The organism is Nocardiopsis sp. NPDC055551, assembly GCF_053619415.1.
Genome location: NZ_JBSHJJ010000010.1, coordinates 168,738 through 182,859, shown reverse-complemented (window position 1 = coordinate 182,859; position 14,122 = coordinate 168,738). Strand labels below are relative to the sequence as shown.

The following is a 14,122-nucleotide window of genomic DNA, read 5'->3' as shown; positions in this document are numbered from 1 at the left end:
CGTGGCTGTGACACGACATCACGCGTACCTCGCCGCCGAACCCGCGGCGACCGCGGCCGACAGCGCGGTGCTGTCGAACGCCTGGCTGCTGATCGCCCTGCCGTTGGTGGGCGCGGCGATCCTGTTGCTGGGCGGGCGACGCACCAACGCCTGGGGGCCCCTGCTGGCCACCGTCCTACCGGTGGTCTCCTTCGTCTGGGCCGTCCTGGCCCTGTTCGACCTACTCGGACGAGGCGCCGACGCGCGCAGCGTCTCCGTTCCCGTCTACGAGTGGTTCGCGGCCGGCGACTTCTCCGCGCGGATCAACCTGCTGGTCGACCCGCTCTCCATCACCTTCGTCCTGCTCATCACGTTCGTGGGTTCGCTGATCCACGTCTACTCCCTCGGCTACATGGCCGAGGACCCGGGCAAGCGCAGGTTCTTCGCCTACCTCAACCTGTTCGTCGCCGCCATGCTGGTTCTGGTGCTGGCGGACAACTTCGTCCTGCTGTTCCTCGGCTGGGAGGGTGTGGGCCTGGCGTCCTACCTGCTCATCGGGTTCTGGCAGGACAAGCCCACCGCCGCCACCGCGGCCAAGAAGGCGTTCCTGATCAACCGGGTCGGCGACATGGGCCTGCTCGTGGCGATCATGATCATGTTCACCGCGTTCGGCGCGGTGGGCTTCAGCGACGTCTTCGCCGCCGTACCGGGCGCACACGACGGTGTCCTGCTCGCCATCGGTCTGCTGCTCCTGCTGGGCGCCTGCGGTAAGTCCGCGCAGCTGCCGTTGCAGGCGTGGTTGCTGGACGCCATGGAGGGCCCGACCCCGGTGTCGGCGCTCATCCACGCGGCCACCATGGTCACCGCCGGTGTGTACCTCATCGTGCGCGCCGGTCCGATCTTCGAGGCCTCCCCGACGGCGCAGATGACCGTCATGGTCGTCGGCGCCGCCACCATGCTGGCCGGCGGGATCATCGCCTCCGCCAAGGACGACATCAAGAAGTCCCTGGCCGGATCCACGATGAGCCAGATCGGCATGATGGTGCTGGCCGCGGGCCTGGGCCCGATCGGTTACGCGGCGGCCATCGCCCACCTGGTCACGCACGGCTTCTTCAAGGCCGGGCTGTTCCTGGGCGCCGGTTCGGTCATGCACGCCATGAACGACGACGTGAACATGCGCAAGTACGGCGGTCTGGCGTCGAAGATGCCGATCACCTTCGCCACCTTCGGCCTGGGCTACCTCGCGATCATCGGCGTCCCGCTGCTGTCGGGTTGGTGGACCAAGGAGAGCATCATCTCCGCCACCTTCGGTCTCGGCGGCAACGTCGGCCTGGTCTTCGGCTCCCTGGTCATCCTGGGCGCCGCGCTCACCGCCTTCTACATGTCCCGGATGGTCTTCATGACCTTCCTCGGTAAGAAGCGTTGGGACGAGGGCGTGCACCCGCACGAGTCGCCCGTGAGCATGACCGCCCCCATGGTGGTGCTGTCGCTCGGCTCGATCGCCCTGGGCGGATTCCTGGTGGCCGGCGACCGCTTCGCCGCGTTCCTCCAGCCCGTCACCGGAGCGGAACTTCCCCACTTCACGGTGGGCCACGCCTTCACCTCGCCCTACGGCATCGCGGCGCTGGCCGTGCTGGTCCTGGGCGTGGTCGCGGCCTGGGCGATCTACCTGCGCAAGTCGGTGGAACGCACCGCCCCCAAGGGCAACCTCGTCACCAACACGGCCCGCAACGAGCTGTACGGCAACGAGATCAACGAAGACCTGTTCATGCGACCCGGCCAGGTGCTCACCAAGGCGCTGGTCGTCATCGAGGACAAGGTCATCGACGGCGCGGTCAACGGGATCGGTGCCGGGGTCCGAGACTCCTCCACCGGGCTCGGCAAGGCACAGACCGGGTTCGCCCGCACCTACGCGCTCACCATGCTCATCGGCGCCGTGATCGTCGCCGCGACGCTGGCTGTGAGGTTCTGACATGATCCCCTGGCTCACACTCGCCATCGCCCTTCCGGCGGTCGGCGCGATCCTCATCTGGGCACTGCCCCGGGTCGGGACGAAGGCCGAGGCGGCGTCCGGCTCGGCCCGGGCCACCGCCTCCGCCGAGGCGGGCGGTGGCGGTACCGCGGTCAAGACCCGGCCCGCCACCGGGACCGGGGCGGGAACCGCCTCCGCGGAGAACGCCAAGCGCGTCGCGCTGATCGTCTCCCTGGTCACCCTGGCCCTGGTCGTGGCCATGGCGCTGAACTTCGACACCGCCACGGCGGGTGACCTCCAGTTCGAGGAGGTCTACCCGTGGATCCCCTACTTCGGGGTCCACTTCGCCGTCGGTGTGGACGGCATCGCCCTGACGATGGTCCTGATGTCGGCGATCCTGGTCCCGCTGGTCATCCTGGCGGCCTGGAACGAACACTCCGACCACCCGGACGGCGGCCGCGGCTACTTCGCCCTCATCCTCGCCCTCGAAGCGATGATGATCGGTGTCTTCGCCGCCACCGACGTCTTCCTGTTCTACGTGTTCTTCGAGGTCATGCTGATCCCGGTCTACTTCATGATCGGGCGGTACGGCCGGGGCGCCGAGCGCACCAAGGCCGCGTTGAAGTTCCTGCTGTACAGCTTCGCCGGCGGCCTCATCATGCTGGTCGCGGTGATCGGCGTGTACGTCATCGGCGGCACCTTCCTGTGGACCGAACTGACCGCGCCGGGCAGTCCGCTCGCCACCGTCGACCCGGCCACCGCGCGCTGGCTCTTCCTCGGATTCTTCATCGCCTTCGCGATCAAGGCTCCGATGTGGCCGGTGCACACCTGGTTGCCCACCGCCGCGGGCTCCTCCAGCCCCGGCACCGCGGTGCTGCTGGTCGGTGTCCTGGACAAGGTCGGCACCTACGGGATGCTCCGGTTCTGCCTGGAGCTGTTCCCGTCCGCGGTGTCCTGGTTCGTGTGGCCGGTGGTGGGGCTCAGCGTCGTGAGCATCATCTACGGCGCGATCCTCGCCATCGGACAGAGCGACATGATGCGCCTGGTGGCCTACACCTCGATCTCCCACTTCGGGTTCATCACCATGGGGATCTTCGTCCTGACCCCGCAGGCGCAGGCGGGCGCGGCCCTGTACATGGTCAACCACGGCTTCGCCACCGGCGCGCTGTTCCTCATCGTGGGCTTCCTCATCGCCCGTCGGGGCAGCTCCCGCATCGAGGACTTCGGGGGCGTCCAGAAGGTCGCGCCCAAGCTCGCCGGGGTGTTCCTGGTGACCGGCCTCGCCGGTCTGGGCCTGCCCGGACTGGCCCCGTTCGTCAGTGAGTTCCTGGTGTTCGTCGGCGCCTACGCCTTCAACCCGGTGCCCGCGATCATCTCCGTGGTGGGCGTGGTCCTGGCCGCTCTCTACATCCTGTGGATGTACCAGCGCACCATGACCGGACCGACCCCGCAGAAGCTGTCGAAGCTGCCCGACCTGTCCGCGCGTGAGACCTGGGTGGTGGCTCCGCTGCTCGCCCTCATCCTCGCGCTCGGTGTCTACCCGCAGCCCCTGCTCAACGTGATCAACCCCGCCGTCGAACGGACCGTGGAGATCGGGGCGGACACCGCCTCGGCCACCACGAACGCCGAGGGCGACACCGAGGAAGGAGACGAGGAGTGAACGCGCTCTACGTCGCCGACGGGGCGCCCCCGTCGCTCCCCGGCATCACCGAGGCGGCACCGACCCTGGACTGGTGGCTCCTCGCCCCGATCCTGGTGGTCTTCGGCGCCGGTGTGCTGGCGGTGCTGTTCGAGGCCTTCGTGCCCAAGAAGGTCCTGCGGCCGGTGCAGATCACCGTCGCCGCCGTGGCACTGCTCGTCACGTTCGTCATGATCGTCCTCCAGGTGGAGGCGGTCGGCGACGGCGTGATCGTGGCGGGCGGAGTCCTCGCGATGGACCGCGTGGTGCTCTTCCTCCAGGGCACCATCACCGTGCTGGCCCTGATCAGCCTCATGCTCATCGCCGAACGGCGTGACGGCCGCGACGCGTTCTCCGCGCAGGCCGCCACGGTCCCGGGCAGCGAGGAGGAACGCAGGCACATCCTCGCCGGGTCCCAGCACACCGAGGTCTACCCGTTGGTGCTGTTCGCGGTGCTGGGCATGTTGCTCTTCCCCGCGGCCAACGACTTCCTCACCATGTTCATCGCCCTTGAGGTGATGAGCCTGCCGCTGTACCTGCTGTGCGGGCTGGCCCGCCGCCGTCGCCTGTTCTCCCAGGAGGCCGCGGTCAAGTACTTCCTGCTCGGCGCGTTCTCCTCGGCGTTCTTCCTCTTCGGCATCGCCCTGGTGTACGGCTACGCGGGTTCGGTGAACTTCACCGCGATCCGTCAGGCCGTGGACTCGGGTGGCGCGGCGATCTTCGCCGACGGCAACGGCGAACCGCTGCTCATCATGGGCATCGGCCTGGTCGCGATCGGTCTGCTGTTCAAGGTCGGCGCCGTGCCCTTCCACAACTGGAAGCCGGACGTCTACCAGGGCGCCCCCACCCCCATCACCGCGCTCATGGCCTCCTGCACCCTGGTGGCCGCGTTCGGCGCGCTGTTGCGGGTGTTCTTCGTGCCCTTCGGCGGATCCCTGGAGATCTGGGAGCCGATGCTGTGGACGGTCGCCATCCTCACCATGGTGGCGGCGGCGGTCATCGCGGTCACCCAGCGCGACATCAAGCGACTGTTGGCCTACTCCTCGGTCGTGCACGCCGGCTTCATCCTCACCGCCGTGATCGCCTCCAGCACCGAGGGCCTCGTGGGCGCCATGTTCTACCTCGCCGCCTACGGGTTCACCACCCTGGGTGCGTTCGCGATCGTCACCCTGGTGCGCACCAGGGACGGCGGTCAGGAGCTCGGCGACCTGGAGGGCTGGGCCGGTCTGGGGCGTCGTGCCCCCGGGCTCGCGCTCGCGTTGTCGCTGTTCCTCCTGGCCTTCGCCGGTATCCCGCTCACCAGCGGGTTCATCGGCAAGTTCGCGGTGTTCGAGGCCGCCGTCGCCGCGGGCGCCACCCCGCTCGTAGTGGTCGGTGTCCTCAGCAGCGCGGTGACCGCCTTCTTCTACATCCGGATCATCGTTGTGATGTTCTTCCGGGAATCGGAGGGCGAAGGACCCACGGTGGCCCGCGCGGGCGCACTCACCGGCGGCGTGATCACCGTGGGTGTGGCGGCTACGCTGGCCCTCGGAATCTTCCCGGGGCCGGTCCTGGACGGTCTGCTTCCGGACGCCGAGGCCGGTCAGGAACCGGCGGCGGTGATGGTCCACCAGGTCACCGAGGAGTGATCACCGACCCGGGTGTGGCTTTGGACGATCATTCCGGGTCGGATACCGTGGCAAGTCGGATCATGTTCATGTGCTGAGCGTGCGGCGGCCCCCTCTCAGGGGGTCGCCGACACGCCCGTTCAACAGGTGGAGCTTTACGGTGAGCGGTGCTGTCCCGAGCGGGTTTCTCGCTCTGCCGAGAGTCGATGCGGCCCTCGCTCGTGGGGTGCAGGACGACCTTGAGAAGGTGGAGGAGCTGCTGCGGGAGTCGGTGCGGTCCAGTGACCCGTTGCTGACCGAGGCGGCGTCCCACCTGCTGGAGGCCGGTGGCAAGCGCTTCCGCGCCATGCTGGTGCTGCTCGCCGCCCACTTCGGCGACCCGAAGGTCCCCGACCTCATCCCCGCGGCGGCAGTGGTGGAACTGACCCACGTGGCGACGCTCTACCACGACGACGTCATGGACGAGGCGGAACTGCGTCGCGGCAGGTCCAGCGCCAACCAGCGCTGGGGCAACACCGTCGCCATCCTCACCGGCGACTACGTGTTCGCCAAGGCCTCCACGATGCTGGCCGACCTGGGCACCGAAGCGGTCCGGCTGCAGGCGGAGACCTTCGCGCGCCTGGTGCAGGGGCAGATCCTGGAGACCTCCGGTCCTCGTGACGGCGTCGACCCGTTGGACCACTACCTCAACGTCATCGACGACAAGACGGCGTCGCTGATCGCCTCGTCGGCGGAGTTCGGCGGCATGTTCGGCAAGGTCGACCCGGAGACGGTCGGCACCCTGACCCGTGCCTGCGACGCGCTGGGCATGGCGTTCCAGCTCGCCGACGACATCCTGGACGTGGCGAGCGAGAGCGCCGACTCGGGCAAGGTCCCCGGTACGGACCTGCGCGAGGGCGTGCTCACCCTGCCCATGTTCTACGCGATGCGCTCCGAGGACCCGGCCGACGAGCGCCTGAAGTCCCTGCTGGGCCGGCCGCTCGACGACACGGAGGCCGAGGAGGCGCTGGCACTGCTGCGTCCCCACCCGGCCATGGCCGAGGCCGACGCGACCCTGCGCAACTGGGCCGACAAGGCCCGGGGAGAGCTGAGCACACTCCCGGACATCCCGGCGCGGGACGCCTTCCTCTCGCTGTGCGACTACGTGGTGGAGCGCTCCGGCTGACCCACCGCACGACGACTTCACGCGGGCCCTTCCTCGGATCGAGGGAGGGCCCGCGTCGTGTTCGGGTGGGTTCAGACCCTGGGGAGGGGGACGAGCAGCCTGGCCCGAGTTCGGGCGTAGTAGGCCGGAGAGTGGGAGTCCAGGAAGCGCCAGAGGTGGGAGCCCGACTCCGGGACCAGGGGGCCGGCCAGGGAGAGGACCGCGGCGGCACGCTGGTGATCACCGGCGACGTGCAGCGCCGAACCGAACGTATGCGCGTCTCGTGCGGCCAGGGGGTAGGTGATCGGACCCGCTACCCAACGGTCGGCGGCGTCGATGATCTCGGCCCTCACCGAGGGGTCTCGGTAGTAGCCCTCCAAGACTCCACTGACGGCACCATAGGTCTCCAGGCCCTCCTTTCCGATCATGACGCTGAGATTCTCGTAGTGCGCCTGCGCGATCAGTACGAGGGAACGATCACCCAGGGGAGCCCGGGCCACCGCCTCACGGGCGAAGGAGAACATTTCGTCGTGAGAGCCCCGCCACTTCGGGCACAGGACCTGGAGTCTGCTCTCCTTCGAGGCGTGGTGGTCGGGATCCAGCTCCATGATCCGTTCCCAGACCGCGTCCAGTTCCTCGCGGGGAAGATCCATTCCCAGGCAGTACCACTGGAGCTGGTCCAGGGCAGTGGGGGAGAGGCTGATCCGGGCCGCGTACATGAGCGGGTCGGCCGCGGGTGCCAACATCTCATGGAAGCGATGGAACCGTTCCGCGTCGACGTCTTTGGCCCAGGCCCCGGTGCGGATGGCCCAGGCGGCCTTGGTGCGGGCAGCACCCGCCCACATCAACAGGTCCGGCTCGGGGTCTGGAAGGTCCATCCCCGACTCCAGCTTCTCCAACAGGGAGATGGTCTCGTTGGAGAGGATGTGCAGGCGAAGGGAACGGAGTTGGGGGTCCGGGGTGTCGAGGAGAGCCAGACCGGCGGTGAGGTCGCCCGCCTTGATGGAGGGAAGGACAGCGGCGAGGTCAGGGTCGTGCCAGGGGTCGCCCCAGACGACGCCGTACTTCCGGGCAAGGCGATCATCTGCGTGAGCGAACAGTTTGCTGAGAACCATTCTTTGATTCTGCCGACGAATCATGATCCCGAATGAGATTTAGAGGACCAAAACGGCAACGGTTTCGTCTGTTGCCACCGCCCCTGCGCCGGCCCTGGCCACCGGACGTGGAATCGTCCCCGCGAACAAGGGACGGCGCCGCCCCTCATACACCGGGGCGGCGCCGTCGACACGGGGAGTGCCGTCAGATGGCTTTAGGAGATCACGGGGAGCGCCTCGGAGCCGGGCAGGTCCATGAAGGTGGGGTGCTCGACCATGCCCTCGGGGGTCTCCTGCTCGGCGGTGCCGCCCTCGATGGCGACCAGGTCGCTGGTGTCCAGGTCGTGGACCAGGTCCGTGCCCCGGCTCAGGCCGGCCACCAGGTCCTCGGCGGCGGTGGTGTCCAGACCGTCGGCGACCTGGGGGAGCTGCGCGTCCGCCAGGGGGCCGTTCACGTCGATGGGCTTGGCCTCACCGGAGGACATGCCCTCGGCCAGGCCGTCGGTGAGGTCGGTCAGACCCGGGACCTGGGGCGAGCTCTGCGGGACGGTGGTGACCTCCTCTTCCCAGGCCCGGTTGCCCACCATGCCCAAGACCTCCTGCTCGCCCAGGTCCACGTAGTTGTCCGCGGTGACCGGGTTGGACTCGACGACGTCCTGGAGCCGGTCGGGGGTCCGCACACCGAAGCCGGCGGCCAGGTCCCACACGTTGGGCGCCGTGGGCAGCGCGGACTCGGAGTGGCTCATGGGCAGGGTGGGGCCCTCCAGCTCCGGCAGCGTGAGCGTCTCGTCGCGCAGGTCGGTGACGGCCACCACGGTGTGCGGCACCACTTCCCGGGCCTTGTCCTCCACGATGCCACCGGCCCCGCGAGCGGTGTCCTCCACCACGACCCCGGCGTCTTGGGCGCCGGCCTCCAGCGACTCGCCTGCGGTGTGACCGATCGTGTCGTGCGGGTCCCCGTCCAGACCGGTGGCGTCCTGGGTCTCGGTGACGGCGTCGGCGAGCGGGGAGTCAGGGAGGGCGGCACCCAGGTCGGGGGCGCCGTGCTCGGGGTCGTTGGCACTGGCCTGCAACTCCTCCAGAGCGGTTCCGGCGATCGGGCCCACGCCCTCGGGAGCGATCTTGTTCATGGTGGGCGCCACGCCTTCGACGAGGGCCCGCTCGACGGTGGGGGCGATGTCGTGCATGGGGGTCTGCAGGTCCTCGGCCCCGGCGATACCGGCGCCGAGGGCCACGAATCCGGCTGCGCCGGCGGCGAGGATCACGGTTCGGGCGGTCAGGCGCTTGGGCTGGGTCATGGGTTTCCTTCCTGAAGCTGCTGCTGGGGCGGCCGCGGGAGGCGGCCTGATCGAGCCGGGGTGGACCACCGGCTGACGTGAATCACGTGTGCGGAGCACGGGACTCAGGTCAGCTCCCAGACGAAGAAGGTGGGGGCGGGCTGGGAACGGGTCCGAGGGGCGCACGGAAGGCGCACGGGGGCACGCGGGCAGGCGTGGGAACACGCGCCGAACGTGCGGTCGGGCCGTTCGCTAGTCGGGGGAGACCGTGGGGTCGTCCGCCGGGTCCGCGGGTGTGGCGTGCGGGGACCGGGCGTGCACGAGCGCGATGGCGGCGTCGGGGCCGGGCAGCGCGGCGGTGGCGAGGTAGCCGGCGACGGCGGCGGGCGCCGAGGTGGGGGCGTTGGCGGAGGAGACCGCGGAAACCACGGAACCGGCGGAAGTCTGAACCTCGGGTGGGTCGACGGGATCGCCGGTGAGCGCCCCGGCGGACTCGGGATCGTGTTCGGGGTCGGCGGCCCGGTGCTCCTCGACCGTGGGTCGGAACGGTGCCGGGATGGCTCGGTCCTCGCCGGCCTCGGTGGTCTCCTCGGCGGACGGCTTCGCCTGGTCCGAGGAGTCCGTTTCCGGCGCGGTGATCGAGTCGTCGGTGGCCGATTCGTCGTCGGGATACGAGGACACGACCGGTTCGACGAGGGCCGGAACGAGGCCCTGGTCGGCGGCCTCTTCACGGGTCCGATCGATCCCGGTGACGACCCCGCGCACCTCCCCGCGTACTTCGGCGACGGCGGGTTCGGGCAGGGCCACGGCGGACGCCGCGGCCTCGCCGGTTCCCCGCTCCACCCGCTGGTGGACGGTGCCGAGGGTGTCGGTCACCGGAGCGGTCACCGGGCCGGTGACCTCGTCGACCCGCTCCAGCCCCAGGCCCCCCAACGGCTCCGAACGGGTCTCGGCCTGAGCGGGAGCGGAGAGCAACCACAGGGCCGCGAACAGCACACCGAGCAGGAACAGGAGGGCGAGTGCCGCCGCGCGCAGGCCCGAGGCGGCACGGAGCGTGCCGATCGAGCTGAGGCGAGGCTTCACGAGGACCCTCCAGGGCAGGCGGCCGGTTCGGGGTGGGGGCAGAGCCCGACACCCACGACCAGACGTTAGCACAGGGTCACACAGTGTAGTTTCGGTTCGCCGGAACCGGGGAACTCATTCTCTTGGCGCGGGGGCCGGGGGAGTCGTGGGCGCGTCGGGGAGATCGCCCGCCGCGGTGCGCTCGGCGGAACGGCGACGGGACGAACGCACCTGGTCGTAGGCGAACACGCACACGGCCAGCCACACGAAACCGAAGCCCGCCCAGCGGCTCGGGGGCATCTCCTCGCCCTGGAGCAGCCAGCCGATGAGGAACATCATGGTCGGCGTGATGAACTGGAGCATCCCGATCACGCTCAACGGCACCCGGCGCGCGGCCATCCCGAACAGCAGCAGCGGCAGCGCGGTCACCAGGCCGCCCCCGATCAACAGGGCGGTGTGCCCGGGCGAGACCGAGAACGTCGTACCGGCCCCGGTGACCTCCAGGTGGATCACGTAGCCCAACGCGGGCAGGAACATCACCAGGGTCTCGATGGTCAGACTCTGCAACCCGTCCAGGCTCACGTACTTCTTCACCGCGCCGTACGCGGCGAAGGAGGAGGCCATGAGCAGGGAGAGCCACGGGGTGGAACCATAGGCGACGGTCATCACGACCACCGCCGTCGCGCCCAACCCCACGGCGACCCACTGTGCGGCGCGCAGACGCTCGGAGAAGAACACCACACCCAGGCAGACGGTCATCAGCGGGTTGATGAAGTAGGCCAAAGAGGCCTGCAGGGTCTGGGTGATGGAGACCGAGTAGATGAACCCCCACCAGTTGAGCGAGATGAGCACGGCCGCGGCGGCCACCGGCAACAGGCGCCTGGGACTGCGCAGGATGGGGAGCAGCCACGCCCAGCCCCGCCGCGCCAGCAGCAGGAAGACGCACATCGCGCCCAAGGCCCACACCATGCGGTGGGCGAGGATCTCGGCGGGTTCTGCGGCGGAGAGGAACGGCCAGTACATGGCCGCGAAGCCCCACAGGATGAAGGCGCTCGCTCCGAGGGCGACACCACGGTTGGATTCCGGCACAACGGCAATCGTAGGACGAATCGTGCCTCCTGTCGTCCCCTTTCTTGTGCCCGTGGATAGGCTGGGGACATGTTCGGTAGAAACGCCACCATGGTCGAACCCGCCCGCGCCCTTCCGGGCCGGGACACACCGATCGAGCCGCCCTTCGGTCACACGGTCCTGGGCACCTCGCTGACCCCGCCCTACCCGCAGGGCAGTGAGGTCGCCGATCTGGGCATGGGCTGTTTCTGGGGCGCCGAGCGCGTGTTCTGGCGATTGGGTGCCGAACGCGGCGTCATCACCACCGCCGTGGGCTACGCCGGCGGGTACACGCCCAACCCCACCTACGAAGAGGTGTGCTCTGGGCTGACCGGTCACACCGAGGCCGTGCGCGTGGTCTTCGACCCGAAGCTGATCTCCTACGAGGAGATCCTCAAGATCTTCTGGGAGGGCCACGACCCGACACAGGGTCTGCGCCAGGGCAACGACGTCGGCAGCCAGTACCGGTCGGCGATCTACTTCCACTCCGAGGCCCAGCAGAAGGCCGCCGAGGCCACCCGCGACGCCTTCCAGCCCGCCCTGTCCCGGTCCGGCTACGGTGCGATCACCACCGAGATCGCCCCGCTGAAGACGTTCTACTTCGCCGAGGACTACCACCAGCAGTATCTGTCCGACGCCAAGAACCCCAACGGTTACTGCGGCATCGGCGGAACCGGCGCCAGCTGCCCCATCGGTGTGGCCACCGCGGACGACTGATCCAGAGCCCGAGCGACGAAGGCCGGAGTGGAACACCCACTCCGGCCTTTTCGCGTTCTGGCGCTCCCCTCCACGGGTTCGAATGATGGTCGGCGTGCACGAGGCCGCCGGTGGGACGCGGTCAACCGCGTGATCCCAGGCGAAAAACCCGGCGACGTCGGCGATCGTCCCGGGGATACTGGTCTCCCATGGATGAGGTCGAAGTCGTCGTCGCCCATTCCGAACGTGCGACTCTGCGCGTCGGCGACGTGTTCCTGAAGGTCGACTCCGATCAGGCGCGCGTCGACGCCGAGTTCGAGGTGATGTCCCTGGCGCCGGTTCCTACCCCCGAGGTCCTGTGGCGCAAGCCGCACGTGCTCGCGACCGCCGCACTCGCGGGGACGACGCTCGGGCGCCTTGGTGGGCCGTCGACCGGGTCGCCGGCGGCGTGGGCGGCGGCGGGCGCCGCCATCCGGAAGCTGCACGACGCGCCGCCGCCCTCCCGGCTGGGACGGGCCGGTCGGAGCATCGTCGCGCTGGCGGCGGAACTCGACAAGGAGTGCGAGCTGCTCGTGACGAACGGTGTCCTGCCCGCCGACCTGGTCACCCGCAATCGCCAGGTCGCCGATGCCGCGCTCCGGCCGTGGACCCCGGCGTTCACGCACGGCGACCTACAGATCGCACACGTCTTCGTCGACGGCGACGAGGTCACGGGCATCATCGACTGGTCCGAGGCGGGCCGGGGTGACGCCCTGTACGACCTCGCGACCTTCACGCTCGGACAAGAGGAGCACCTCGACGACGTCATCGCCGGCTATGGCGCCGACATCGACCTCGACGTGATCCACGCGTGGTGGTCGTTGCGAAGCCTGCTGATAGTTCGCTGGCTGAGCGAGCACGGCTTCGACCCCTTCGAACCGGGCTGTGAGGTGGACGTGCTCAGGGCCCGGATGTGAGGCCGCGCGGGCGGAACCGATGCGGCAGCGCGATTTCTGATCCGTGCTGATATGGCCGTTTTCGACTATCGCTTTCCGGTGCCGGACTGACTCCCGCATCACCGACGCCCTGACCGACGGAGGTCCCTTCCTCCGGGCCAATGACGGAACCCACCTGCTTTCCGAGTACTGAGGCGGCACGCCGGCGCCCCGATTCGGCGGTGTGTCGGGGCGGTGATCGAAGAATTCACAGAGGGTGTCGACGACCAGGTCAGGCGGTGTACCTTGGCCTGCGGGTGACGTATCTCGAGCCTATTCGGGTTGATTCCACGTATAACGAAATGGTATCGGTAGTGTGTGCGAGTAGAGACAGCCCCCGCCGGTAGACAGGCGCCCTCACAGTCCTCCTCGTCCACTTCGTGGATGGGGTTCGCCCGTGTGGCCGCGATGGCGGCGGTCATCGGCGTGCACGCCTACTCACCACTGGTGAGTACGGTCTACGCCGAACTCGGCGGCTACACATGGTGGTCCGCCAACCTCCTGGACGCGGGCACACGCTGGTGCGTCGCGGTGTTCGTGATGATCAGCGGTGCCCTGTTGCTGCGCCCGCGCGAGGAGGGCGTGGGTACCTTCTATCGCAAAAGATGGGCCAAGATCGGCATCCCGCTGGTGGCCTGGACCGCCATCTACCTGGTCTGGCAGCACTGGCGTGACGACCTGGGCACACCCGACGCCGCGACACAGGCCGCGTCGGGAGCCCCCTCGATCCACCTGTACTTCCTGTACGTCATCGCCGGCCTCTACCTGTTCACCCCGTTCTTCCGGACGGTGGTCGCGCACAGTTCGCGCACCGCGCTGTGGTGGTTCGCCGGAGCATCGTTCGGGGTGGGCGTCTTCGACCAGCTGCTGTCCCTGATCGACGGGGCGGGCGGAGTGAGCGCCGCCACCCGCTTCCTGCCGTTCCTCGGCTACTACCTGGTGGGGTGGCTGCTGCTGACCACCGAGAACAGCCCTCGCACCACCCGCTTCGGGATCGCCGCGCTCACCCTGGGCGTGGCCGGCACCGCCCTGGGCGCGGGGATCGCGGCCCAGGTGGAGGGGGAGTGGGGCGCTGGAGGCGAGTACTTCTACGCCTTCCTGTCCCCGCCGATGATCGTCGCCGGAATCGGCGCCTACCTGACGCTGCGCGCCGCCGGCGAGCGCCTGGCGGTGGCGGAGAACCCGGCGGCCCTGGCCACCAAGAACGTCGTTCGCGTGGTCTCCGGGCTGAGCTTCGGGGTCTACCTCGTACACGTCATGGTGATGTACACGCTGCGCGACCTGGGCGGCATGCCCGAGGGTTACCTGGCGCTGTTCGCGGCGGCCGGGTACGCCGTGGCCACCGCGGTGATCAGCCTGATCCTGGTGGCCATCGCCCAACGCGTCCCGCTCGTGCGCACCATCGTCTGACCCGGGACTCCTCACGGGAATGACAAAACCCCGGGGCCCGACCCCACGTCCCCATGACCGGCGGCGAACTCCATCCGACGTCTGAACGACGGTGGCCCCCGGCGGACGGACACCGGGGGCCA

At 69.1% G+C, this 14,122-nt stretch carries 11 protein-coding genes; 7 read left to right on the top strand and 4 right to left on the bottom strand.

What is annotated here, in order from left to right; genetic code table 11:
* The first annotated feature begins 7 nt into the window (after window positions 1–7).
* From nuoL to ACWGSK_RS19225, 4 genes are all read left to right on the top strand, one after another.
* The gene (gene nuoL, locus ACWGSK_RS19240; protein WP_452456396.1) at window positions 8–1,951 is read left to right on the top strand and encodes an NADH-quinone oxidoreductase subunit L; all 1,944 of its coding nucleotides are present in this window, start codon (window positions 8–10) and stop codon (window positions 1,949–1,951) included.
* Window position 1,952: 1 nt separating this feature from the next.
* The gene (locus tag ACWGSK_RS19235; protein ID WP_358507693.1) at window positions 1,953–3,611 is read left to right on the top strand and encodes an NADH-quinone oxidoreductase subunit M; all 1,659 of its coding nucleotides are present in this window, start codon (window positions 1,953–1,955) and stop codon (window positions 3,609–3,611) included.
* Entirely contained in the window at window positions 3,608–5,257 is a 1,650-nt protein-coding gene (gene nuoN / locus ACWGSK_RS19230) for an NADH-quinone oxidoreductase subunit NuoN (RefSeq protein WP_358507691.1), read from the top strand. Before ACWGSK_RS19235 ends, nuoN begins: the two co-directional genes overlap by 4 nt.
* 139 nt (window positions 5,258–5,396) lie before the next feature.
* Window positions 5,397–6,401, top strand: coding sequence for a polyprenyl synthetase family protein (locus tag ACWGSK_RS19225; protein ID WP_358507689.1), 1,005 nt, complete (start codon window positions 5,397–5,399; stop codon window positions 6,399–6,401).
* Window positions 6,402–6,472: 71 nt separating this feature from the next.
* On the opposite strand, the gene ACWGSK_RS19220 is transcribed toward ACWGSK_RS19225, so the two are convergent.
* The 4 genes from ACWGSK_RS19220 to rarD all read right to left on the bottom strand — a co-directional run bounded on the left by ACWGSK_RS19220 (window position 6,473) and on the right by rarD (window position 10,902).
* Entirely contained in the window at window positions 6,473–7,495 is a 1,023-nt protein-coding gene (locus ACWGSK_RS19220; protein WP_358507687.1) for a hypothetical protein, read from the bottom strand.
* Between the two features lie 194 nt (window positions 7,496–7,689).
* Window positions 7,690–8,772, bottom strand: a complete 1,083-nt coding sequence (locus tag ACWGSK_RS19215) for a hypothetical protein (RefSeq protein ID WP_358507685.1) — start codon at window positions 8,770–8,772, stop codon at window positions 7,690–7,692.
* Window positions 8,773–9,003: 231 nt separating this feature from the next.
* Entirely contained in the window at window positions 9,004–9,834 is an 831-nt protein-coding gene (locus ACWGSK_RS19210) for a hypothetical protein (protein WP_358507683.1), read from the bottom strand.
* Between the two features lie 114 nt (window positions 9,835–9,948).
* Entirely contained in the window at window positions 9,949–10,902 is a 954-nt protein-coding gene (rarD, locus tag ACWGSK_RS19205; protein ID WP_358507681.1) for an EamA family transporter RarD, read from the bottom strand.
* 69 nt (window positions 10,903–10,971) lie between these two features.
* Between rarD and msrA the strand changes: the two genes are divergently transcribed.
* The 3 genes from msrA to ACWGSK_RS19190 all read left to right on the top strand — a co-directional run bounded on the left by msrA (window position 10,972) and on the right by ACWGSK_RS19190 (window position 14,000).
* Window positions 10,972–11,637: a peptide-methionine (S)-S-oxide reductase MsrA gene (gene msrA / locus ACWGSK_RS19200; protein ID WP_358507679.1), complete on the top strand. Its 666-nt coding sequence runs from the start codon at window positions 10,972–10,974 to the stop codon at window positions 11,635–11,637.
* A 188-nt stretch (window positions 11,638–11,825) separates the two neighbouring features.
* Window positions 11,826–12,572: a phosphotransferase family protein gene (locus ACWGSK_RS19195; protein ID WP_358507677.1), complete on the top strand. Its 747-nt coding sequence runs from the start codon at window positions 11,826–11,828 to the stop codon at window positions 12,570–12,572.
* 402 nt (window positions 12,573–12,974) lie between these two features.
* Window positions 12,975–14,000, top strand: a complete 1,026-nt coding sequence (locus tag ACWGSK_RS19190) for an acyltransferase (protein ID WP_358507675.1) — start codon at window positions 12,975–12,977, stop codon at window positions 13,998–14,000.
* Window positions 14,001–14,122: the final 122 nt, after the last annotated feature.

Bases quoted from the DNA above. Each gene is read 5' to 3' on its own strand.
- ACWGSK_RS19235 (WP_358507693.1), top strand. From the start codon at position 1,953: ATGATCCCCTGGCTCACACTCGCCATCGCCCTTCCGGCGGTCGGCGCG.
- ACWGSK_RS19220 (WP_358507687.1), bottom strand. From the start codon at position 7,495: ATGGTTCTCAGCAAACTGTTCGCTCACGCAGATGATCGCCTTGCCCGG.
- ACWGSK_RS19215 (WP_358507685.1), bottom strand. From the start codon at position 8,772: ATGACCCAGCCCAAGCGCCTGACCGCCCGAACCGTGATCCTCGCCGCC.
- msrA (WP_358507679.1), top strand. From the start codon at position 10,972: ATGTTCGGTAGAAACGCCACCATGGTCGAACCCGCCCGCGCCCTTCCG.
- ACWGSK_RS19195 (WP_358507677.1), top strand. From the start codon at position 11,826: ATGGATGAGGTCGAAGTCGTCGTCGCCCATTCCGAACGTGCGACTCTG.
- ACWGSK_RS19190 (WP_358507675.1), top strand. From the start codon at position 12,975: ATGGGGTTCGCCCGTGTGGCCGCGATGGCGGCGGTCATCGGCGTGCAC.